This is a genomic window from Proteus cibi (genome assembly GCF_003144405.1).
GTDB classification, from domain to species: domain Bacteria; phylum Pseudomonadota; class Gammaproteobacteria; order Enterobacterales; family Enterobacteriaceae; genus Proteus; species Proteus cibi.
In genome coordinates this window covers 90,587-113,493 of sequence record NZ_PENW01000005.1, presented here as the reverse complement: position 1 = coordinate 113,493, position 22,907 = coordinate 90,587, and the positions used below count along the sequence as shown (strand labels likewise).

Here is a 22,907-nt window from a genome sequence, read left to right as displayed (position 1 = left end):
GTTCGCTGATATTTACTCCTAAAAGAACAAGAGGTTATACTAATATAAAGTAATCTTTTTGGAGTTGGAATGTATACTAACCCTAATAGTGACCCAAAAGAATGGGAGCGCTACTTTAAGAGTATTATTTCTTTACATTATAAACCTGCTAATTATTGTGATTTGCCTGATACTCAGTGTGGAGATTTTGGCTTGGAATGCTATACGTTAAATGGTCATGCTTTCCAATGTTATTTGCCTGAACAATCAAGTGATATAGAAAAACTGGTTAAAGCTCAGAGAAAAAAAATTAGTACTGATATTTTAAAATTTACTAAAAAAAACGTATCGGAGCTTGAGTTATTATTTGGAACAACAAAAATAAGTCGTTGGATATTAGCCACTCCTTACAATAAATCCTCAAAACTAACTCAATATTGTACACAAAAATCACTAAAGGTAAGAAAATTAGGTTTACCATATGTTTCAAATGATTTTCAAATTATCATACAGACAGATAGTGATTATTTAATAGAAAGAGATCTTCTCAGAAAGAATTATTATCAACTTAATCTTAATTTAGATGATACAACAGTTGAAAATGCTATATCTTATATAGAGAAAAACATAAAATTTTTAGAGAATTTAAATTTAAAATTACCCAAGATAAATCCATCAGAATCCACACAAAAAATATACAGACAATTTTTAATACAAAAATATCTTGATTATCAGAATTTACTTGATGAGTTAAAAACTAATTGGGTTGAGCTTTATAAAATTATATATAGTCATATTCAACGGAGAGAAAATAATTTAGTTGGATTATCTATTTTATCTCCAACTAACTCTCAACCGTCAGAGAAAATGACGCAACAAATAAAAGTTTTAACAGAAAATATAGAACTGGATGTTCCATCCTTAAAAGGCACTGATTTAGAAAAAATAACTTGGGGGGTAATTTCAGATTGGTTAATAAGGTGTCCATTAGATTTCTAATATGGTGAAGTATGAATATAAAATTAGATGATATTATTAATCGCCCATTTACCTTTACTCGAAGAAAAGAATATCTTCCATGTGAAATGAGGCCATTATGGCGTTGCAGTCTTATTTTAATTATTTTTTTGTTGTTAACAACTAAAAAAAGAACCTGTTCTTTAAAGAAACTATATGTAATTAACTGGTTATTGAAGTCAGATAAAAATGTAATTGATTATTCTTTTTGGGTTATTGAACAAGGGAGTATTAAACCTGAAGTCAGAATGGATCCTATGCTGGATAAAGCAATAGAATTATTATTAGCTGAAGAGCTTCTAGTTAGAGATAATGAAAAAATAAAACTAACAAAAAAAGGCGAGCTTTATTCATTTAATTTACTTAAATTAAATATTTTTGAAAAAGAATGTGATGTTTTGAATAAAAATAAAAAGTATTTAACCGAAACTAATATTAATAAATTATTTCAGGTGGAATGATATGTCTCTAGAATTAGTTCATCTAAAAATTAGAGTGAATACAATTGATGGTCTTTATGGTATTGATATCCCTTTTAGTAAGGGATTATTCTTATTGAGAATGGATAACTCTCAAGGTAAATCTACTTGCATGAATTCAATTGCTTATGTTCTTGGAATGGAAAAAGCGTTAGGACTAGGTAATGCTAAAATACCATTTCCACCATCATTAACAAGAGCTTTGACAAATAAGTACGGAAAAGAAATAAAGGTAATATCTTCATATGTAGAATTGATTATCAAAAACAAAGAAACAAGAGTTGCAGTGTTAAAAAGAACGATTGTAGGAGTTGAAAACACTAATATTATTCAAATTAATGAAGATAAAAAGACTGAACCATATTTCTTACATCGAGAAGGAGATACTGATAGAGAACATGGATTCTATAATTGGTTTGCCAATTTTTTGAATTGGGATATTCCTAAGGTGCCTAATCATCAAGGGAAAGACTCTCCTCTTTATCCTGCAGTTTTATTTCCTGCATGGTTTGTTGAGCAAAAAAAGGGATGGTCATCAATACTTGCAACCATTCCAACCCAATTTGGAATAAAGGATCCTAAAAAAAGGGTTATAGAATTTTTATTATCTTTAGATGTGAATGATAATTTATTAAAGCGCAGTACTATAAAAAATAAAATTGAAGAAATAAAAATTCAATGGAAGATTATTAAAAATAACTTGGAAAATATAGCTTATAAAGTGTCTGCTACTGCAACTGGAATACCTGAACAACCAGAAAATAAATTTGATAGTTACAAGATAGATCTAATTGTTCAAAATGAAGACAAGATATCATCTTTGATAGATATTAAAACAGAATTACAATCTCAATTACTAGATATAGATATAAATAGTAAGACTAAATTTGAGAATGAAAAGATTGATCTTGATGTAGTTAAAATTATAAGTGCTAAGTTGGACGAAATTAATTCATTAGAGAATAAATTACAAGAACTGATTAACTATAAAAGCTATATTAATTATCAAATTTCATCCACTAATAATAGAATTAAAAATTTAGTAGATGACAAAAGGAAGTATGAAGATATAAAGAAAATTTCCAGTTCGGATATTTTTAATGATTTAAATATTAATATAAATGAATGTCCAACTTGTGGTGCTCATTATAATGATAATCTTCTTGATTTACATTCAAAAGAAGATAATTTGATGACATATGAAAGTAGCCTTATTTTTATTAAAGAACAAATAAAAGCCTTTGAGTTTGTTCTTGATGATAGTAAAGGAAAATTGAAACTAAAAAACAATGAACAAAAGGAAATGGAAAGTAAAATAGCTCAATTAAAATCTGATGTTAATAGAATAAAAAATAATGACAATAATAATTTAGTAATAAAAGAAGAGATTTTAAGAAAAAAAATAAAAATTGAAAACTTAATTGAAAATATAGATGATGCTTATAATTATTTAATGGAAATAAAACTTAAACTAGACTCTTTGAATAATCAATTTATTAAATTAGCAAATAAAAGAAAATCTTTCCCTTTAGGTAATCTTTCAACTGAAGATGATTTGAAATTAAGAAGCCTAAATGATGAGTTGATTAAAAGGCTTAATAAATATAATTTTACTAGCTTTGATGCTAATTTGATTAGTATTTCAGAAGATACATATTTTCCAACAAGAGAAGGGTATGATATTGGTTTTGATACTTCAGCTAGTGATGGGATAAGAATTATTTGGGGATACTTATTAAGCCTATTTTCTATTGGTAATCAGTATACAATTAATCATCCTAAATTAGTTATCTTTGATGAGCCAAGACAACAAGAAGCGAATAAAGTAAGTTTTTCTGAATTACTTAAAGATGCTGCAGAGTCCTCAATAAATGGAGGCCAAATAATTTTTGCTACTTCTGAAGAAGAAAGTATTCTTAACCAAGCTTTAAAAGGATATAAATATAATATTATATCTTTTGATAAAAATGATGGTAAATTAATAAGAAAAATAGATGTTTAGAATAAATTAATTTAGAGTGGTTGTAGTATTATTAGTACGAATTTAATCTGACATAACTATAATGTTCGCTTCTCTTTAATTGAGACATATAGTAAAAAGTAAGAGTTTTATAATTATGCACTATATGTCTCTGCTAGGAGATAATTTAAATGTATAGGAGTCCGGTGGAAATTATAATCCTTTTGCAAAAACAAGCTATTTTCTCACTTGAGATAAAGATTCAAATAAATAAGCATTTAAAAATTTACGGAGAAACGAACCATTAAATCGTTCAATAAACCCATTTTTTGAGGTTTTTCATAATTGAATATGACGCCACTCAATAAGATTATTATTGACAATAATTCAATAGATATAAAAATATCAGTTCTGGTCAATTATAGATATGAATATCTTATTTTTAAATGCTTAAATACCTTACTATTCGAGTGAAGTATTCATCTTAATTGTCAAACATTTCTATATTATTCTATTAATAATATTCAGCACTCTGAAACATTTTCTGCAATATAAACTGTTGTGCATAAAATATAATATCCATAATTATTAACTGCCTTTCTTATACCAAGTCAGAGTTTTCTTAACTCGGTATTTTAGATTACGCCCTAAACAGTAATAAACACGAGAAATCATTTATAATTAAAGGAATCATCCTGAAATTGCAATTGTAAATATTACTTCTAAAACCTCGATTGAGGTGGTTTAGTTAAAACAGATTATATCGAATTGATGATTAGACGATCTTTCTTATACAAATCTAGCTGTTGACGATAAAACGTTGATTGTAGCTATAATATTATGGGATTCTATGCCAATGTAGTTTGATTGCAAATCATAATAGGTGGCGTTGTTAATTCCATTTTGGTGACAGACATCTTCTACTTTCATTCCTAGATTAACGAGATTTAAGATATTAATGATTTGAATCTCAGTAATAGTGAGCAGAAAATCCAATTATAACTATATAATTTAAGGAAAGTGAGAAGTATTAAGTGAGGAAATTAGATGAGAGTAAATGAGAGGTACATCCATTTTTATTTTTTTTAGCATAGTATAATTATTCTTAATTTTTAATATTTTTTTTGTTTTTTCAAACAAAGTTATTGATTGGAGATGGTATGGATTTTAATTATTATATTAATGATGATTTTAAAAAAATAATAAAAAAGATTAATAATAAAAAAAGTTATCATCATTTTATGAGAGATGATAAAAAAATTTTTAAAAAATTAAAAAAAATTGAGTGTGAATTTTTAGAAAAAAAAATTTTCCTAGATAAAATAGAAGAAAGGAATGTTATAATTCCTTTTTCTTTATTATCTTGCTTTGATATTAATAATATTGTTAGACTTGAAGAAGAAGGTGTATCTTTTACTTTGGTGACTGATAATATATTGGATTTTCAAAGTATTATCAATATTGAAAATATTAAAAGATATATTGTCAGTAGTGACGAAAAAATAGAGGTTTTTACATATGATGTGGAAGAAATATACTTCATAGCACATAAAAAATTCATGACGTGTAGTTATAAATTATCTAATATGGTTAGTGATATACTGGATAAAGCACTATATCTTGATAAAGAAAGTAAAGATGAATTAGAAAAAGAAATGGATAAATTGAGAGGTTATTGTACAACAAATTCTCATTTTGAGTTTATTAAGAAATCTAAAATAATTCTTTCTGAAATTTATTTGAAAAAATTAAATGAACTTAGATTTAATAATACAAATGGAAAGGGTTTAAATTTTGAAAAATAAAAGAAGAATAGAAGTTTTAAATGAAAAAATTGATGATTTATGCAAAGGGTATGACGATATTCCATGGGGGAAAAATGAATATTTAGCACAAGATAAAGAGAAGTTCGAATTAATATACAAAGAAATAAAAAAAATAAAGAAACAAGAACAAAAATATTCATGTTGTTATTGTAATGTTAGTTTAATTGAATCTCATGAGATGATTATTGATGTAGAACATATATTACCAAAGAGTATTTTTAATCGAATGACATTTGTTTTAGATAATTTAAGTATTTCTTGTAAACGATGTAACATGGGGATAAAGAATGATGATTTATCATTTTTTAATAAAAATAAAAGTGAATTTGAAAAAATAAATGATGAAAAAAAAGTGGGGTTAAGTAGTGATTATAAGATAATTCACCCTAATCTTGATAATATATATACTTATGTGCATAGAGAAGAAATAAGCATTGATGGATTTAAATTGACGTTATTTAAATTAAATAGTAATGGAAAGGGAAAATATCATAAATCATATTTTCAATTAGGTGAAATTACTAGATCTTGTCTTGATGCAATTCAGGGAATAGAACCTAGAAAAAATTATCTTAGAGCTAGTAGCATAGATTTACTTAAAGGTGATGATGGTCTGGTTCATAGATAAAATATAATATTGATGTTTTACTAAATTTATGAACTATATTTTATACATCTGATAACAGGTGTATAAACTCTATCCTCACCATAAAAAAATAAGTTATTCAACACGTTAATTGTAATATTAAAAGTATGTTAAAAAAGATAAATAATATATTTTAAACACTCTAAAGATATAAATTACTTATTATAATAATAAAATGTTTTTATTAATTTGATAACTCATTTTTATAATTTTATTTTGGATTAGTTGAAGGTGTTACCAAACTTATGGAGCTAAAATGTTTGATTTATGCATATTCGATTTAGATGAAACATTATTATATTCTAATGACTTAGAAGGAATTAGATTAGAATTAGTTAATAATGAAGATGAGGAACTTTTAGAAGCGCTTATTGATGCACTTAATGAAGATCCGGAACGATATATTTATTCTCAAGACTTGCTATTAGAAATAAGAAATAATAATCCTGATTTAAAATTAGCGGTATTTACAAGATCGCCAAGTAGTTATGCTGAATCGGTTTTGGAGTGGGCATACCCAGATATTACATGGGATGGAGTAATTTGCTATGAAGATGTAAATAGAACCAAGCCACATGGTGAGGGTATTTGTGATCTAATGGAACGATTTGATATAGATGATCCTTGTAAGGTAGTTATGGTCGGAGATTCATCGGTCGATATTCAATCAGCGTATAATGCTGGTTGTTATGCCGTATTAGATAAAAGTGGATGGCCTCGAGAATATGAATATACTCATTGGAATAGTTTAAAATTGATTCCTGATGCAATCATAAATGAACCTGAGGCTTTACTGAGAGTTCTTTCTGAACCTGATTCTTTTCTACCTAGTTTAGAATGTTTATTAAAATCAGAGAAAAGTACAGATAGATATTTTGATAAAATAAATCATTTTGTTCCTCGAGAAATTGGAGGAAATAACCATGCATATCCCATTTATGTTGCAGGAAGAAATTTTGCAGATTATAGATCTTTACAAGTTAAAAGAAGCTATAGTTTATTAACGGAATCTATCGAAAATAATAAAAACGCTAGATCTTTTCCTAATGAATGGATTTTTTCAATTTTTGATTTTATTAAGAGCCAAAATTTAGTAAAAATAGATAATCTATGGAGGGGAATAGATACAAAGGTCGTAATAACATCAGTACCCCCTAGACCAGGAAGGATTCATCGATTAAGTTATTTACTTAATCAATTACATGCTCACATAGTGGCTAATCCTATTCGTGGTTTGGATATTAGCATGATGCCTAACTTACTTGGTTATTCAGACGGCGTTCGTTCCCAGCATGGTGAACATTTATCTTCTATTGAAAGATTTGAAAATATACGGGATCATATATATATCAGTGAACCTGAAAGATTAGTTGATGTTGATGTGGTAATATTAATAGATGATGTTGTTACAACCGGAGCATCTCTAATCTACTCATCAGCGAAATTAAAAGATTTTAACGATAGTAGCGTTATTTGTTTTGCCTTTGCAAAAAATATAACAGATGTGCTTAATTCTTAAGAGAAGTAAAAAATGATAATTTCTAGCTCAACTAAGTTACTTTTAACTCTTTCTATGCTGAAAGGAGTTGGACCTGTATTTTTAAAAAAAATAGCTTTTCATCATCCATCTTTAGAAGAACTAACGCTTTCGGAATTGTCTAAAAGTGATGCTAAATTAGCAAATATATTAAATGCTTATAATGAACTATCCATTGTATACGATAAGGTTGAAGAACAGATAGAATATGCAGAAAAAAATAATTTTCGTATTCTCTCAATCTTAGATAATGAATATCCAGCACTTCTCGCTAAAACAAATGATGACCCTTGTATTTTATATGTTAAAGGGAATTTATCTTCATTTCCTGAAAAGTCTGTAGCAGTTATAGGTACAAGAGAGCCAACTAATCATGGGTCATTAATAGCAGAAAGAATTACTACATTTTTTGTGGAACAAAATTGGAGTATTGTAAGTGGGTTAGCTATTGGTTGTGATACGATCGCACATAAAACTGCATTAGATAATGGTGGACATACTGTTGCTATTCTTGCTCATGGTCTCCAAACTATAGCTCCAAGGCAAAATGAAAAATTAGCAAATCGAATTCTTGAGCAGGGAGGCGCTTTAATAACCGAATATCCTTTTGGTCAAGAAATTCAAAGAGCACAATATGTAAAAAGGGATCGTATTCAGGCTGGATTATCTCGTGGTGTTGTTATGATTCAATCTGATATCAAAGGTGGTAGTTTACATGCATCTAGGGCATCTCTTGATTATGATAGATGGTTAGCTGTTCCATATCCAACAGACGTGGATTACTTTAATAATGAACCTAAAATCCAAGCTAATTTATTGATAGCAAATGGTTCTGATAACGAAAGACTAAAACTTCTTCGTTGTGCTAATAGTAAACTGAATAACATAATCATTTTAAAAGAAAAAAAAGATTATCAGAAATTAATAGATGATAGCTTCACTAAAATAATGCCAATGCAAACATCATTTATTGATGATATGTTTTCAGAAACTCAAAGAAATAATGATAGAAATGTATTATCTTTTGAGTCGAGAAAAGATAGCACTGATATAAAAGAGGACAGAAATACCATTCATAAGAGTATGATGAGTGAAAGTGAAAAAATTATTTTTATTAAATTTAATTCTGACAAATATTATCATGATTCTTTTATAAAATATCGGATTAAAAACATTGAAGAACAACTGAAAATATTAATGGATTTTGAATCTAATACAAAACAAAATTTAGGTGTAAAAGAAAAACTAGTTATTGAGTGTATTCTTTTTCAAATTGATAAGATCTTAAAAGAGTTAATAACTCAAGGGAAAAAATCAAATTTTATTTTTAATTTAAATAGAAAAATTAATAATTATATTAACCATTCCCCGAGTTCAATTATTATTAATTATGATGAAATAATGCTTAAAGATGAAAAAAATATGGATGTAAAATATTTTTACGATATATTGAATGAATTTATAAATATTTTGGATTTATAATCTTTGATACTAAAATTATAAATTTAGTTAATTGATTTTCACTGTACTTACTACAATAAATTATCAAAATAGGACTCTTTCTAACAGAGAGTCCTTATGAGCAAACCCATTTCCTTTATAATCTGTTTCACTGCGTTATTTATAACGGCTTGTACTCCCAAAGAAAAACTTCAGCAATTTGAAACTAAACCTAACCCCATTATTCTCAATAAAAATACTCAAATAGCACAGCCCGATCTTTATGCAACGACACCAAAAGTTATTCGTTATGAACGTTATTTATTAATAAATACATCCCCAACGTTGGCTCAACGTGAACCACTAGAGCAAATGATTGATATTCATATCCCAACTTCTCAACGTTCCACAGTGAGTGACGCGATGCGTTATATTTTACAACCTTCTGGATATTCTTTATGTAAAACAACACCGTCTAATCAAGTGCTCTATCACCAAAAACTTCCCGTTGTACATCATCAATTAGGACCCATGCGTTTAAAGCAGGCACTGCAAGTATTGGCAGGTGCTGCATGGCAACTTGAGATTGATGTAGTACAACGAATTGTTTGTCATTCATTGCGCGCAGGTTATCAATTACCGCCAGAAATACTCACAAATTCAACATCATCGGCTAATAGGATGTTGAAATGAAAATGCAGTCTATATTGTACTCTCAATTTTTAGTTTTATTGGGGATTAGCGTGTTGACAGTGTCAACAGAAGGAATGGCGACTCAAAATCAGCATCAAGTTTTAAAAACAGAGCAACAAGCATTAGAACAATCACTTATCACTGAAAATGCTCAAGAATGGAAATTAACAGAGAAAGAATGGCAACGTTATGAAATGCTAAAAAAGGGTAAACGGGGGCTGTTTTCACCGAACTTAGATCCTTTAACTTTATTAGGCATTGAAGCGCGTACTTATGAAGAGCGACGTTATTTTGCTGAATTAGTGGTGAAGCAAGAATTTCAGCGTGTTGAAGCGGAATTGGCTTTTCAGCGAGAGGTTAATCAAGCGTGGCTTCGTCTTTATCCTGAAATTTTACCGATTCAAAATGAAATAAGAGAAAGTCGTCAGGCTTTATTTTTGAAAGAAAGTTGCCCTGTTTGTGAGGCCAAGCTCGCCCAACTTATTAAGCAAAATCAACTTATTGATATCTATTTAGTGGGAAGTGCGGGAAAAGATGATGTGATACGAAATTGGGCTAAAAAACATCATATTCCTATCGAAAAGGTAAAAAAGCGCCATATCACATTAAACCATGATAACGGGATATGGCTAAAGCATGGCAATGGAATGATGCCAGTCGTTTTACAACAAGGAGCGCAAGGATGGCAAAGAGTCGATTAGTTTTTTTATTTATCTCCGTTGGAATATCTCCCTGTTTTGCAGAAGTAATACCGTCATTCAATACGAAACAAACCGAATTAACCGTTGTCGCTGATTTGGGGGGACAATCGACCGAGAACTATTTTCAAGCTATCTCATCACCTGATAATGAAGATAAAGTTTCATCTCCTTCCGATGTGTTGACACTGTCAACACCCAGCTTAGTTAGCTTATTGCCGGTAAGAACACCAGAATTAACACCAGGTTATCAAACAAATAGAACATTAAGTTTAAATGGAATGTCACCGCTATTTTTACTTGGTGATGATGATTTTTCTCGACGTTGGTTAACAGAGAAAAAGGAACAACTGATTGAGCTTAATGCAGTGGGCTATGTGGTCAATATTGATACCGAAACGGCGTGGGATGAGCTAAATGAATTAGCGCAAGGACTGACGTTATTACCCGTATCAGGAAGTGATTTAGCCCTAAGATTAGGGCTTACACATTATCCTGTGTTAATCAGTGATAAGGGATTAGAGCAATGAGCGATCGCTATGTTATTGAAGCCTTATTACGTCCTGCGGTCGAGTTTAATACCGCTATCGTGACAGCGTGTGCAAGTTATCTTTGTATTACTGCACCTTGGGCTGTGGCTTTAGCACCATCTGTTAGTTATGTCACGGCATCAGGATTTGCTATTTTATCAATAAGGCGAGTTATTCAAGGAAGTCGCGTTTTACGTTATCGTCGTAATATTCGTCGTTTAAAACGTTATGCGATGTCGAGTAATAATATCCCTGTAAGCCATCATCAACTTTTCTTAGGAAAAGGGTTCTTATGGGAACAAAAGCACACACAACGATTACTTGATACGTTACGCCCTGAGATTGCTAAATATATTCGTCCACCTAAGCTGTATCGTGTGGTTCGTCAATTTGAACAACGCTATGAGTATCATTTCCCGTCACTATGTTCATTATTAACATCCGATTCGATATTTAATCCCGTTCGCCCATTACCGCCCGTTGGCGGGAATCCTGCAATACATGGGATTGAGTTAAAAGAGGTAAATGTCTCTATAAACTTAAGTGAACGAGTGGGGCATATGTTGGTGCTAGGCACTACGCGAGTGGGTAAAACACGTTTTGCTGAGTTGTTAATCACTCAAGATATTCAGCGAGGTAATACCACCATTGTTTTTGATCCTAAAGGTGATGCCGATTTACTCAAACGAATGTATGCCGAAGCGCATCGAGCTGGGCGAGATAATGAGTTTTACGTTTTTCACCTTGGATGGCCAGATATCAGTGCTCGTTATAATGCTGTTGGGCGTTTTAGTCGGATTTCAGAAGTTGCCTCGCGTATTGCTGGTCAATTAAGCCATGAAGGAAGCAGTGCTGCATTTAAAGAATTTGCATGGCGTTTTGTGAACATTATTGCCAGAGCATTGGTTGCGTTAGGACAACGACCTAGTTTTAGTATCATTCAGCGCTATGTGAATAATATCGAATTATTATTTGAAATCTATGCGGAGTATTGGCTAACAAAGCATAAGCCTGAATTATGGCAACTCATCGAAAATCTCACCCAAATATTAGATGAACGTGATATTCCTCGATATATGGAAGGGCGTTCCTTGCGTGTTGTTGCGATTGAACAAGTGCTAAATAGTGATGAAGGAAAAACGGTATTCGACCCGATATTAGAGAGCTTACGATCTTCTGTTCGTTATGACAGAAAGTATTACGACAAGATTGTGGCAAGTTTATTGCCGTTATTAGAAAAGCTGACCTCAGGAAAAATTGCTGAATTAATTTCCCCTGATTACACGGACATCTCTGATCCTCGCCCTATTTTTGATTGGCTACAGGTGATACGCAAAAAAGGCATCGTGTATGTGGGATTAGATGCCTTATCTGATCCTGAAATTGCTACGGCAGTGGGAAATGCCATGTTTGCTGATTTAGTGAGTGTTGCTGGACATATTTATAAGTTTGGCATTAATGATGGTTTGCCAGAAGCGGATGAAAAAAAGAGAGCAATTAGTCTACATTGTGATGAATTCAATGAATTGATGGGGGATGAGTTTATTCCGCTAATTAATAAAGGTGGTGGTGCAGGAATTGAAGTAACAGCCTATACGCAGACTTTACCTGATATTGAAGCGAGAGTGGGGAGTGTGGCAAAAGCTGCACAGGTTGTAGGTAATTTTAATAGTGTGGTGATGTTGCGAGTGCGACATACTGAAACCGCAGAGCTATTGACGAAACAATTACCTGAAGTTGAGGTATATACCAAAATGTTGATTTCAGGAGTAACCGATATTTCTAATGCTGATATGGGTGGTGATTTTACCTCGAATACACAGGATAGGGTCAGTACCGTTAGAGCACCTTTAATCACGCCAGCGAATATTATCAATCTACCTAAAGGGCAAGCTTTTGCATTATTAAATGGAGGGCAATTATGGAAATTAAGAATGCCGTTACCTTCAGGTAAAGCAGATCCGTTAATGCCTGAAAGTATGAATCAAGTTGTGAATTATATGCGACGACATTATAGAACTAGTGATAATTGGTGGTCTGATAGCGTTCTTGCTAATCAGTGAATTTAAAAAATGATATGTCACAGTTAAATACATCATCAACACCATTGCCAGCATCACTAAAAAAGCGTGGCTTTTTTACCATATTATTGTGGGATATACCTTGGCAGATTATTGGCATTTTATTGGTTTCACTTTTGTTTAGTTTGGTATTGGAATATATCGGTATTTTCTTCTTTTGGGAGAAAGAGGGAGCACAACATAGTTATCAAATTATGCAAATTGAACGAACTTATTTTGCTGAGAGTTTTACACAAAGCGTATTTTTATCCTCACCAGTGATAACAGTAATTCATTGGATCACGGAGTTTTCACAAGGAATGCAGGATAGTTTGCTGAAGATGCCATTATCCGCCATAAAAACAGGTAATGGTGTTACTGATGGGATTAATGTAGGAGCAATAAAAGTGTTCCAAATAGGAGAACAATATTTACTGGCAACATTCTTTGTTTTACAAATAGTGATGATGCGAGTCACGATCCTCGTGCTATCAATTCCATTGTTTATCTTGGTGATAATAGTCGCTGTTGTTGATGGTTTGGTCAGACGTGATTTACGTCGATATGGTGCAGCTTATGAATCGAGTTTTCTTTATCATCATGCCAAGCGAATAATCAAGCCTGCAATTTATATTCCTTGTGTATTGTATTTATCACTGCCATTTGCAGTTTATCCGAACTTCTTGTTGTTACCATCTATCTTATTGATAGGGATCGCTATTTCTGTGACAGTAGGGAGCTTTAAAAAGTATTTGTAGGGATTATTCCTTTTTATTAATTAAAATGCGATGGAATGAGCATGGTAATGAAAAAAAGAATATCAGTGATACCAGAACCTTCTTTTTTCCAAACACCGCAAATTATTCAGACTCGAGAAGATGGAAGTACCGTTAGTACGGCTTGTAGTCGTAGTGGAAAAAAAGTGACTTTTATTACTCCAAAAGGAAAAAAGATCAGAGCATCGCAGAATGAAGTTTTTAATACTTTATTGAAATCAATAAAATAAATATTTATTGGATGCAGAAAGAGAGTTTAGGCTCTCTTTTTGTATATCTATGGTGTAACAAGTGTGTTTTTATTACAAAATTAGTTTCTGATTACTCAACATTTTAATAGGGATGACTATTTTTGTAATAGCAGAGAGTTTTAAGAAGTATGTATAAAGGACGAGATAAATAGTAGTAACGAAATTTGAAAGGAAGAATACTTTGTTAATTTTTCACATAAGATTAAAAAGTAAAAGGAGAACCTAAGTTCTCCTTTTGATATTTCTCTACGACAACAATGTGTGTTGAAGGATTAGCCGCTGCCTAATCGACTGATACTTGCTCTTTACAAGCTGACCTCAGTCAGGTGCTTACGCGGGTCTCATCTGGATTTTAAGAGCGGGGAGACTCAAGCACACTCTATAGCGCCTTTATACCCGTTTATCTTGATATTATCAAGTTTTTTTGTTTTGCCGTTTTATTGAGCTGAATAGGCAAATAGCATGTATAATGGCGTTTGGATACTGTTGTGCAATGATATCTCTAGCTGTAGTTAATGTTGTTCCTGTAGCCATAAGATCATCGACAAGCAATATTCTTATTTTTTCAGTATTGGATGATGATGGTGTACTTAAAACAAATGGTGGGAATATATTCCTAAATTCAGTAGGGATACTTTTTAATGAAAACCCTCCTTTAAGTCCAACTTCTTTTGCTTGTAATTTAATTTTGAAACTAAGACTTTTAGCCTCTTCAATATTAACATCCGCTCTATCGAGAAGTTGAAAAGCATTATCGACTGTTATTTTTCTTAAAATATCAGTTAAATGTGTGGCATTAAACTTTTTTGCTAAACGTTTTGCGATAATATGGCTAATATTATGGGCTGAAGGCATTGATATTATTAATTGATATCCTTTAGGTTCTAATTCCATAAATTTATTGCAAATAACTTTGAAGCTATCATTGAGTTTTTTTATGCTAGAAATATTTGTATATAAATCATCCTTTTTTTTCAAAGCATAAATCAAAGGGCAGTTATCTCCCAGTTGACGTTGCCTTCTATTACGTCTTCTTTTACCTGAAAGAAATTGTCTTTTAAAAATAGCATAAATTTTTAAGCCATTAGTATAATCAATAGTTGGATTCCCTTCAGGCTGGGTTATTAGCCATTCGGGGCAATTATGATCGACAATAACACATAGCTCTTTAATTACTAATCCCATAAATACATATACCAGTCCTAGAAGAGAAGAAAAGTATAACAGAGAGAAAATAGCAGAGCCATATTCAAATAAGGCAATATATTATTTAGAGAAATATTTTTATATTAAGAATTTAAATTTAATTGACTAAGTTAAATGGAAGTAAGTTTATATATTTTAAAATGTAATAATTATTAAAATCAAAATCCCTTCCCCATGATGAATTTATTCGTTATGGGGAAGGGATTAAACAACTCACGTAGTGAGGCGTTAGTTTCCTATAAAACTTCCACTTTCCCATTTCTGTTTTTCTACTGCTTAGCCAGTTTTTTCCTGCCACTCTGCCTTCTTTTATACGATAGTATCTAAGAAGGTCTACTTATGCGAATTGTTCAAATACGAACGTGGTGTTTATTGGGGATATTAATAACACCATTAGCCTATGCTTCTGAATCAAATGAACTTGCTTTAGCTATAAAACAACTCGATTACCTTGATGCGAGATTAGCCTCCGCTAATGTTGAAGCCCTTAAACGTGAACAACCCGCTCGTTTCTACTTGGATTACCAACAAATCAAACAGGATATTGAGGTAATACGCCAAGGACTTAAACACTATCTCTATCCTTCTCGCGCCCAGCCAAGCGCTTTAATCCCTTTCTCAGCACAATATCAGCAAGAGCATCATCCATGAGTGAAGCACAAATTAATGCATTCAACATTGCGAGTGGCAATGTTGCACCGACATCACTGCATCCTTTATTTGTTGGGATTCTGATTGCATTACTCTTGCTATGGTCTGGGTGGGGATTACTGCATGTTTATCAAGGATATGCTTCGGAGTGTATTACAGAGCAAGGGCTGATCCGCTTTGTTATTCGTACTGTATTGCTGATTGTTATCAGTCTCTTTTTATTTGCCCAATAGTATTGGGTATTTTTCACTTTATATAAGGATATCTCTATGTATCAAAAGGGATTGTTTTCTCTACGTTTTTTCTATCACTCTCTTATTCGTGTTTTTTCGCTTTTATTATTAGGTAGCTCTATGGCTTGGGCTGATTTACCTACGGTGGAAGGCCCTAAAAGCAGTACAGACAAAACCTTTTATGGGCAAATTTCGGGCTATCTTAATGATGGTATTGTGCTTGGTGGTTTAATTCTTTCCGCTGTGGCGATGTTAGCGGTTGGCAATGCCATTATTGCCACTTTTGCTGAAGTGCGCGACGGTAAAGCAACGTGGGCAAAGTTTGGCATGCTTTGTGTTGTCGGTGTGATTTTAATTGTTGTCGTGATTTGGTTAGCTTCAAAAGCAGCAACCGTGTTGCTCTAAGGAAAGATATGCCGACAATTGAGTTTATGCCTGATAGATTAAATGCCGAGCCTGTTGTTTTTCGCGGTTTTACAACGCCAGAGTTAGGAATAACTGCACTGTTGAGTGCTTTTAGTGGCTTGATTATTGCTATTCCCATCATGCCTTTTTTAGGTTGGGTAGCCTTGCCGACCGTATCTTTATTAATGCCATTAATCACGATTATTTTAGGGGGAAGGTTACTGGCGCGTTTTAAAAGAGGCAAACCTGAAAACTATCTTTATCGCCGTATAGAGTGGTTTTTAAGTTCGTGTGGTGTGGGTTCAAACAGGTTAATTTGTCGTAGCCAAGTGTTATCACTACGGCGTTTACGCTCGGTGACTTTTCAGTATAAGGAGTCATATGAGCCGATTTAAGAATGCACTCAATGCGCGTGATCATCATGTTCTAACATTAAGAGTAATATGTGGCACTCTCTGTTTTATTGTCGCATTCGCTTTATTTGGCTGGCTCACATCACCTCGACATTTAACTATTCATAATCCGCCTGATTTACGCTCGGGAAGCACTCGGGCTTGGTGGGAAATCCCTCCGCCAACCGTCTATGCTTTTAGCTTTTATATCTTTCAACAACTCAATAGTTGGACGAAAAATGGCGATGTGGATTATCCCTATCGGATCAATTCATTATCGGCATATTTAACGCCAAATTGTGAACTGCTATTACAGCAAGATGCGAAACAACGTAAAGATCTGGGGGAATCTCGTGATCGCGTTCGTGGTGTATCTGAAATCCCAGAACGAGGCTATAAGGAAGAAAGTGTCACGATTGTTGATCGCAATAATTGGCGTGTTCGACTTGATTTAGTCACTGATGAGTATGTGAATGCAGAACCGGTTAAACGCTCATTAGTTCGTTATCCCTTAAAGGTCGTTCGTTGGGATAAGAACCCTGAAATCAATCCCTTTGGTCTCGCATTAGACTGCTTTTTCGATATTCCTCAACGTTTAGAAGTTGTTCCCACTATCAAGGATGAAAAGAAAGGAGGGCTTCATTAATGTGCTTGAAACAACACGTATTTTTTCTGCTCTGTTTTATTGTTTTGCCCGTTCAAGCTGTTGAATTAATGAAGTGGGAACGTATTCCTTTAAAAGTCGCTTTGCATGTAAATGAAGAGCGTATTGTGTTTATTGAACGCAATGTGCGAGTCGGTTTTCCACCTGAATTAAAAGGAAAACTGAGAGTACAAAGTGCTGGCGGTGTCGTTTATTTACTGGCGAAAGTGCCGTTTTCTTATACTCGTCTAGTGCTTCAAGATATTGAAAATGGAGAGATGATTTTATTAGATATCAATGCCAAACAAGGAAAAGAAGCCTTAGAGCCGGTGAAATTGGCATACCCACAAGAGGAAACGTTAGCCAAACAGCAAAATATGGTCACGAATAAACGCCAAAAAATACCACCGATCCCTATTGCGTTAACCCGTTTCGCTTCACAAAGTTTGTATGCACCTCTTCGCACGCTTGAGCCATTGATAGGTGTGCACTCTCTTGCCATGCCATCACCCGAAAAACTGACCTCATTACTGCCAAGTGAAAGTATTGAGATAAAACCATTAGGTGCATGGGGATTGCAAAGCTACAGCGTAGTGGCGCTCAGTTTACGTAATCAGCGAGCGCAAGAGGTATTGCTTAACCCTAAAGATCTACAAGGTGATTTTTATAGCGCAACTTTTCAACATAGTTGGTTAGGTGCAAAGGGAACACCAGAAGATACCACTGTTGTTTACTTGGTGGCAAAAGGGCGTTTAGAGAATGCTTTTCTTCCTGAATTAACTATAAAGGAAGATTAAGTTATGCAAATAAGCTCAAATATCTTGCTGAAGATAATTGTTCCAGTCGTGTCATTGGTCGTGATTATGGTAAGCGTAAAGTCTTGCGATGACACTCAATCAGCACAAGAGACAACTCACCATTCCTCTATAATAGATTTAACACAAGAAGAATTACGCATTCTGGGCATTGAAGGTGACACTGCGCAGGATACTTTGCGTACTTTACTTGGGCGAATGAAAGCCATACAGATAAATCAGGAGAAATTAGAGGAACAAAGTAAGGCGCTATTGACTGAAAATACGCAGTTAAAAAACAGAAGTGACAATGTAGAAAGTCGTATTCATGAAGCGGTAATGAAAGCACAAGAGGAGGGTAATTTAGCCCAGCAAACGCTTTATCATGAACAGCAACGATTGGCTGATTTATTGGATATTTTAATCAATGAACAACAAAATATTAAGGCAAAGGAGACGGAATTACCCGTTGGTTTAGCGCTTGAGCAAACTGATCAACAAACAACGGTTTGGATTGATCCCTTAGAGGGGATAGCTTATGAAAATAATACCAAATCAATAAATAGCGCTGCGACATTTCAATATCCAACCTCTTTTCGTCAATTAGAAGACAATGAAATCAGCCGACAAAAAGCAAAGCTCGATCTTACTGCAAAAAAACAACAACACATTCAAGTTACAGAACATCCTGTTTATACCTTACCTGAAAATGCCACGTTGATGGGAAGCCAAGCGATGACGGCATTACTTGGTCGAGTGCCGATAGAGGGTAAAGTCACCGCTCCCTATCCTTTTAAAATTCTTATTGGTAAGGAAAATCTCACCGCAAATGGTATTGAATTACCTGATGTTGAAGGTGCTGTGGTTTCAGGTACGGCAACAGGCGATTGGGTATTATCTTGCGTCCGTGGTGATATTCATTCCATTACCTTTGTGTTTAAAGATGGCTCAATTCGGACTGTACCTAAATCAGCAACATCGACAGATGGACGCCATGATAAAGCGCAAGGTGGCAGTATTGGTTGGCTCTCTGATGAACAGGGCGTGCCTTGCCTTTCTGGAACTCGTAAAAGTAATGCCTCCACTTATCTACCGACTTTATTTGCACTTTCTGCCAGTAGTGCTGCATCGTCAATGATGGCTGAAAGCCAAACCACAAAAGCAAGTGACGGTTTATCAGTGATGAATTCATTAACGGGGAATGCAGGAAAGGCGGTATTAGGTAAAGCGTTATCGGGAGGAAGCAACGAAATCGCAGAGTGGGTTAAAGCACGATATGGCCAAATGTTTGATGCGATTTATGTGCCTCCTGGTGCACAAGTTGCGGTGCATATTACTCGTGCTATTCCTATCGATTATGAAGCGCAAGGACGTAAAGTTAAATACGATTTCGATATAAGCCAGCAAAATGAATTGGACTAAGGATGGTTAATGAAAGGAACTCATTTATCGTTAGTGATGATATTACTAATAACGGGTTGCAGTACTTCTAAAGAGGAGACTTTACCTGCAGGAAACAGCACTATGCGTGATATTTGGCAAAGCAAAGTGGGTGAAATAAAAACAGAAAAAAGACAAGAAAGAGCCATTCAGCGAGGCTTACTAGGATCAGATAATCCGCCTAATCATCTTATCAATAAGAGTGAGATCCAACAGGCTAAAAAGCATATCCAGCATCACTTCCCTCGCTTACCTAATCCCGATATGGTTATCTATATTTATCCCCATTTTGTGGGTTCTGAGCCTACGCCTATTCCCAGCTATAGCACGGTTTTTCCTTTTTATAGCAAAGTGCAATATGCCTTACCCAACGAGCGATTGGAGGCTTATTGATGAAAAAGAGTGGTAAATTAACACAACAAGCCGTGAAGTCACTTTATCCTAATTATGCCTCATTTATTGATTTTCTCCCTTGGGTTGAATATTTACCCAATAGCCAATGTTTATTGTTGGATGATGGTGTCTCTGTGGGGGCGGTTTTTGAAGTGATCCCTGTGGGTACTGAGGGCAGAACAGAAGCAAGATTAGAAGAAATTCGCGATATTGTGGAAGATGCTTTTCAAGACAGTTTTGAAGAGCGCGATAGTCATCCTTGGGTAATCCAATTTTTTTGCAAAGATGAAGCCGAACCTTCGGAATATCTCGATAAATTACGTCAATATATTAAACCATGGGCGCAATACTCTGTTTTTACAACGACATATTTACAGGTTATTGAACGGCATATGCAAGGGCTTGCAGTACCCCAAGGCTTATTTGTTGATAAGGCAGTAACAGGAGCACCATGGCGTGGTCAGCAACGACGCACACGTATGGTGATTTATCGTTATATTAACCCAAATACAATAGAGCCTTTTTCATCGGAAGAACAACTCAATCAAGTTTGTGAGCGATTATGCTCTGCGCTGTTAGGCGCTGGTATTACTACGGTTAGGCAAAAGGGTGAAGATATTCATGCATGGCTGTTACGTTGGTTTAATCCTGAGCCTGATTGGGTTGATAAAGAGACGCTCTATCGCACGGCAACCCATGTTGACACTGTCAACAGTGCGCTCCCGATATTCAATGATTTTAGCGAAACATTGATGTTTACACCGCCTAAAGCAGATGTAGAAAATGGCGTTTGGTGGTTTGATAATCGCCCTCATAAAGCCATTAATATTGATAGGCTTCGTCGAGCGCCTACTGTAGGGCATTTAACAGGAGAAACGCGCAAAGGGGATAATATAAATGCGTTGATGGATTTGTTACCACAAGGCACAGTGATATCAATGACATTAGTGGTACAACCACAGGATGAACTGGAAGAGCGTTTTAACCATCTTGCGAAAAATGCAATAGGCGAAAACAGTGAATCAGCCAGAGTGCGTGCTGATGCTCAAACAGCAAAAAGTTATCTTGGTGAACGACATAAACTTTATCGTGCGAGTATGACGTTTTATTTATCAGGCGCAACCTTAAAAGAGCTCAACAGTCATCAACGCCATATAACCTCAGTATTGCTAAATGCAGGGCTACAACCAATAAAGCCTGATTATGATATTGCACCATTGAATGTTTATCTTCGTGCTTTGCCTATGTGCTTTGATCCTGAATTAGATAAAAAGCATTGGTATACCCGACTGACTTTTGTTCAACATATTGCCAATATGTTACCTGTTTTTGGTCGTGATACGGGAACCGGTCATGCAGGATTTACCTTTTTTAATCGTGGTGGCGCACCGCTGACTTTCGATCCTTTAAATAGTGCTGATCGTTCTAAAAATGCCCATTTGGTGCTCTTTGGTCCTACGGGTTCAGGTAAGTCCGCAACACTCAATAGTCTATTTACTCAACTTATGGCGGTTCATCGACCTCGCTTATTTATTGCCGAGGCAGGAAATTCATTTGGGCTATTTGCTGATTATTGTGCTGAGTTAGGTTTGAGTGTGAATAAACTTAGCATTAAACCGGGTTGTGGGCTTTCATTAGCGCCTTTTGCTGACGCTTATAAGCTTATTGAAACTACGGCTAAGCTTATCAATGAAGATGAGCTCAGTGAGGTTATTGATGCAGATGAAACCGACGAAGTAGATGAGCGAGATATTTTAGGCGAACTCGAAATTGTTGCGCGATTAATGATAACCGGTGGTGAAGCAAAAGAGGAAGCAAAGCTAGAACGTGCAGATAGAGGCATGATGCGAGAAGCCATTTTAGTAAGTGCTAACAATGCATGGAATGAAGGTAGGCAGATGATCACCGCTGATTTACAAAATACCTTTTATGCCTTTGCGAAAGATAAAGAGCGCCCTGATATACGACGAGCCAGAGCCCAAAATATGGGGGAATCTCTGAGTGTATTTATGCAAGGCTTTTTAGGTGAGTTATTTAACCGAGAAGGACAACATTGGTCAGAAGCTGATGTCACATTAATCGACCTTGGTACATTGGCCAGAGAAGGCTATGAAGCCCCTTTAGCTGTTGCTTATACCTCATTAGTCAACACCATTAATAATATTGCAGAACGTGATCAGTTTTTAGAACGCGAAATAGTCTTTGCCACGGATGAAGCCCATATGATCACCACTAACCCATTACTTGCCCCTTATGTGGTTAAAGTCGTCAAAATGTGGCGTAAATTGGGGGCATGGTTATGGCTGGCGACTCAAAATTTAGAGGATTTTCCGTCTACGTCAAAGAAGATGTTGAATATGATTGAGTGGTGGTTGTGTTTAGTGATGCCACCTGAAGAAGTTGAAGAAATCGCTCGATTTAAAAAGCTTACACCAGAACAAAAAGCCATGTTGTTATCAGCAACCAAAACCCCCTGTTGTTATACCGAGGGCGTTGTCCTCGCCAGCCGTATAGAAGCCTTATTTCGTGCCGTTCCTCCGAGTTTATACCTCGCACTAGGTATGACTGAAAAAGAGGAAAAAGCAGAGCGAAAAGCACTGATGATAGAGCATGGCATTAGTGAACTAGAGGCGGCTAAACGGATAGCTGTAAGGTTGGATGAGGTGAGGGGGATTGTTGGGTTAGTTTGAGATTATATTTAGTTATTATAAGAATATTTGTTTAGTGCTAGAGTTGTTTTATATCCTAACTATTACGTAATGGAATTAAAAGTAAATTTAACTTATCGCGATAAGAATAAAAAATTAAAGGGTAGATGATAATTATACGGTGACCAAAACTATCTATATCTAACATTG

General features: G+C 34.3%; 24 protein-coding genes and 1 pseudogene. 22 read left to right on the top strand and 3 right to left on the bottom strand.

Annotated elements, in window-relative coordinates:
• The first annotated feature begins 69 nt into the window (after positions 1 to 69).
• From DK865_RS01390 to DK865_RS01380, 3 genes are read left to right on the top strand one after another with little or no spacing between them, the layout of a single operon-like run.
• Positions 70 to 978: a hypothetical protein gene (locus DK865_RS01390; protein WP_109390982.1), complete on the top strand. Its 909-nt coding sequence runs from the start codon at positions 70 to 72 to the stop codon at positions 976 to 978.
• A gap of 11 nt (positions 979 to 989) precedes the next feature.
• Positions 990 to 1,457: a serine/threonine protein kinase gene (locus DK865_RS01385; RefSeq protein ID WP_109390981.1), complete on the top strand. Its 468-nt coding sequence runs from the start codon at positions 990 to 992 to the stop codon at positions 1,455 to 1,457.
• Between the two features lies 1 nt (position 1,458).
• Positions 1,459 to 3,477, top strand: a complete 2,019-nt coding sequence (locus DK865_RS01380) for a hypothetical protein (protein WP_228407707.1) — start codon at positions 1,459 to 1,461, stop codon at positions 3,475 to 3,477.
• Positions 3,478 to 3,672: 195 nt separating this feature from the next.
• On the opposite strand, the pseudogene DK865_RS19030 reads toward DK865_RS01380, so the two are convergent.
• Both DK865_RS19030 and DK865_RS19025 read right to left on the bottom strand, forming a co-directional pair.
• Positions 3,673 to 3,756, bottom strand: a pseudogene (locus tag DK865_RS19030) (hypothetical protein); the annotation flags it as partial.
• 468 nt (positions 3,757 to 4,224) lie between these two features.
• Entirely contained in the window at positions 4,225 to 4,431 is a 207-nt protein-coding gene (locus tag DK865_RS19025; protein ID WP_407681493.1) for a transposase, read from the bottom strand.
• A gap of 164 nt (positions 4,432 to 4,595) precedes the next feature.
• Here DK865_RS19025 and DK865_RS01370 point away from each other — a divergent pair, with 164 nt between their 5' ends.
• The 10 genes from DK865_RS01370 to DK865_RS01325 all read left to right on the top strand — a co-directional run bounded on the left by DK865_RS01370 (position 4,596) and on the right by DK865_RS01325 (position 13,871).
• Positions 4,596 to 5,240, top strand: coding sequence for a hypothetical protein (locus DK865_RS01370; protein ID WP_109390980.1), 645 nt, complete (start codon positions 4,596 to 4,598; stop codon positions 5,238 to 5,240).
• Positions 5,230 to 5,889, top strand: coding sequence for a hypothetical protein (locus tag DK865_RS01365; protein WP_109390979.1), 660 nt, complete (start codon positions 5,230 to 5,232; stop codon positions 5,887 to 5,889). Before DK865_RS01370 ends, DK865_RS01365 begins: the two co-directional genes overlap by 11 nt.
• 274 nt (positions 5,890 to 6,163) lie before the next feature.
• On the top strand, positions 6,164 to 7,426 hold the full coding sequence (locus tag DK865_RS01360) for an HAD hydrolase-like protein (RefSeq protein WP_109390978.1): 1,263 nt from the start codon (positions 6,164 to 6,166) through the stop codon (positions 7,424 to 7,426).
• Positions 7,427 to 7,438: 12 nt separating this feature from the next.
• Positions 7,439 to 8,926 carry a DNA-processing protein DprA gene (locus DK865_RS01355; RefSeq protein WP_228407706.1) on the top strand — a complete coding sequence of 496 codons (1,488 nt, stop codon included), beginning with the start codon at positions 7,439 to 7,441 and terminating at the stop codon, positions 8,924 to 8,926.
• 96 nt (positions 8,927 to 9,022) lie between these two features.
• Positions 9,023 to 9,577: a PFGI-1 class ICE element type IV pilus protein PilL2 gene (gene pilL2, locus DK865_RS01350; protein WP_109390977.1), complete on the top strand. Its 555-nt coding sequence runs from the start codon at positions 9,023 to 9,025 to the stop codon at positions 9,575 to 9,577.
• The gene (locus DK865_RS01345; RefSeq protein WP_109390976.1) at positions 9,574 to 10,278 is read left to right on the top strand and encodes a TIGR03759 family integrating conjugative element protein; all 705 of its coding nucleotides are present in this window, start codon (positions 9,574 to 9,576) and stop codon (positions 10,276 to 10,278) included. Before pilL2 ends, DK865_RS01345 begins: the two co-directional genes overlap by 4 nt.
• Positions 10,260 to 10,805, top strand: coding sequence for an integrating conjugative element protein (locus tag DK865_RS01340; protein ID WP_109390975.1), 546 nt, complete (start codon positions 10,260 to 10,262; stop codon positions 10,803 to 10,805). The genes DK865_RS01345 and DK865_RS01340 overlap by 19 nt, the downstream gene beginning before the upstream one ends.
• Entirely contained in the window at positions 10,802 to 12,868 is a 2,067-nt protein-coding gene (gene traD, locus DK865_RS01335; protein ID WP_109390974.1) for a type IV conjugative transfer system coupling protein TraD, read from the top strand. The genes DK865_RS01340 and traD overlap by 4 nt, the downstream gene beginning before the upstream one ends.
• Before the next feature lie 14 nt (positions 12,869 to 12,882).
• A complete protein-coding gene (locus tag DK865_RS01330) occupies positions 12,883 to 13,623 on the top strand; it encodes a TIGR03747 family integrating conjugative element membrane protein (RefSeq protein WP_109391025.1) in 741 nt (246 codons plus the stop codon).
• A 41-nt stretch (positions 13,624 to 13,664) separates the two neighbouring features.
• Positions 13,665 to 13,871: a hypothetical protein gene (locus DK865_RS01325; RefSeq protein WP_228407705.1), complete on the top strand. Its 207-nt coding sequence runs from the start codon at positions 13,665 to 13,667 to the stop codon at positions 13,869 to 13,871.
• Positions 13,872 to 14,306: 435 nt separating this feature from the next.
• On the opposite strand, the gene DK865_RS01320 is transcribed toward DK865_RS01325, so the two are convergent.
• Positions 14,307 to 15,077 (bottom strand): phosphoribosyltransferase family protein, encoded by a 771-nt coding sequence (locus DK865_RS01320; protein WP_109390972.1) that lies wholly within the window; start codon positions 15,075 to 15,077, stop codon positions 14,307 to 14,309.
• A gap of 360 nt (positions 15,078 to 15,437) precedes the next feature.
• Here DK865_RS01320 and DK865_RS01315 point away from each other — a divergent pair, with 360 nt between their 5' ends.
• From DK865_RS01315 to DK865_RS01275, 9 genes are read left to right on the top strand one after another with little or no spacing between them, the layout of a single operon-like run.
• Positions 15,438 to 15,749, top strand: coding sequence for an integrative conjugative element protein, RAQPRD family (locus tag DK865_RS01315; protein WP_109390971.1), 312 nt, complete (start codon positions 15,438 to 15,440; stop codon positions 15,747 to 15,749).
• Positions 15,746 to 15,982: a TIGR03758 family integrating conjugative element protein gene (locus DK865_RS01310; protein WP_109390970.1), complete on the top strand. Its 237-nt coding sequence runs from the start codon at positions 15,746 to 15,748 to the stop codon at positions 15,980 to 15,982. Before DK865_RS01315 ends, DK865_RS01310 begins: the two co-directional genes overlap by 4 nt.
• A 36-nt stretch (positions 15,983 to 16,018) precedes the next feature.
• Positions 16,019 to 16,387, top strand: a complete 369-nt coding sequence (locus tag DK865_RS01305; RefSeq protein WP_109390969.1) for a TIGR03745 family integrating conjugative element membrane protein — start codon at positions 16,019 to 16,021, stop codon at positions 16,385 to 16,387.
• 8 nt (positions 16,388 to 16,395) lie between these two features.
• Positions 16,396 to 16,782, top strand: coding sequence for a TIGR03750 family conjugal transfer protein (locus DK865_RS01300; RefSeq protein WP_109390968.1), 387 nt, complete (start codon positions 16,396 to 16,398; stop codon positions 16,780 to 16,782).
• Positions 16,769 to 17,425 carry a PFL_4703 family integrating conjugative element protein gene (locus DK865_RS01295; protein WP_109390967.1) on the top strand — a complete coding sequence of 219 codons (657 nt, stop codon included), beginning with the start codon at positions 16,769 to 16,771 and terminating at the stop codon, positions 17,423 to 17,425. Before DK865_RS01300 ends, DK865_RS01295 begins: the two co-directional genes overlap by 14 nt.
• A complete protein-coding gene (locus DK865_RS01290; protein ID WP_109390966.1) occupies positions 17,425 to 18,219 on the top strand; it encodes a TIGR03749 family integrating conjugative element protein in 795 nt (264 codons plus the stop codon). The genes DK865_RS01295 and DK865_RS01290 overlap by 1 nt, the downstream gene beginning before the upstream one ends.
• A 3-nt stretch (positions 18,220 to 18,222) precedes the next feature.
• Positions 18,223 to 19,638, top strand: a complete 1,416-nt coding sequence (locus DK865_RS01285; RefSeq protein WP_109390965.1) for a TIGR03752 family integrating conjugative element protein — start codon at positions 18,223 to 18,225, stop codon at positions 19,636 to 19,638.
• A gap of 9 nt (positions 19,639 to 19,647) precedes the next feature.
• A complete protein-coding gene (locus tag DK865_RS01280; RefSeq protein ID WP_109390964.1) occupies positions 19,648 to 20,049 on the top strand; it encodes a TIGR03751 family conjugal transfer lipoprotein in 402 nt (133 codons plus the stop codon).
• Complete coding sequence (locus DK865_RS01275; RefSeq protein WP_109390963.1) at positions 20,049 to 22,739, top strand: conjugative transfer ATPase; 2,691 nt, start codon at positions 20,049 to 20,051, stop codon at positions 22,737 to 22,739. The genes DK865_RS01280 and DK865_RS01275 overlap by 1 nt, the downstream gene beginning before the upstream one ends.
• Positions 22,740 to 22,907: the final 168 nt, after the last annotated feature.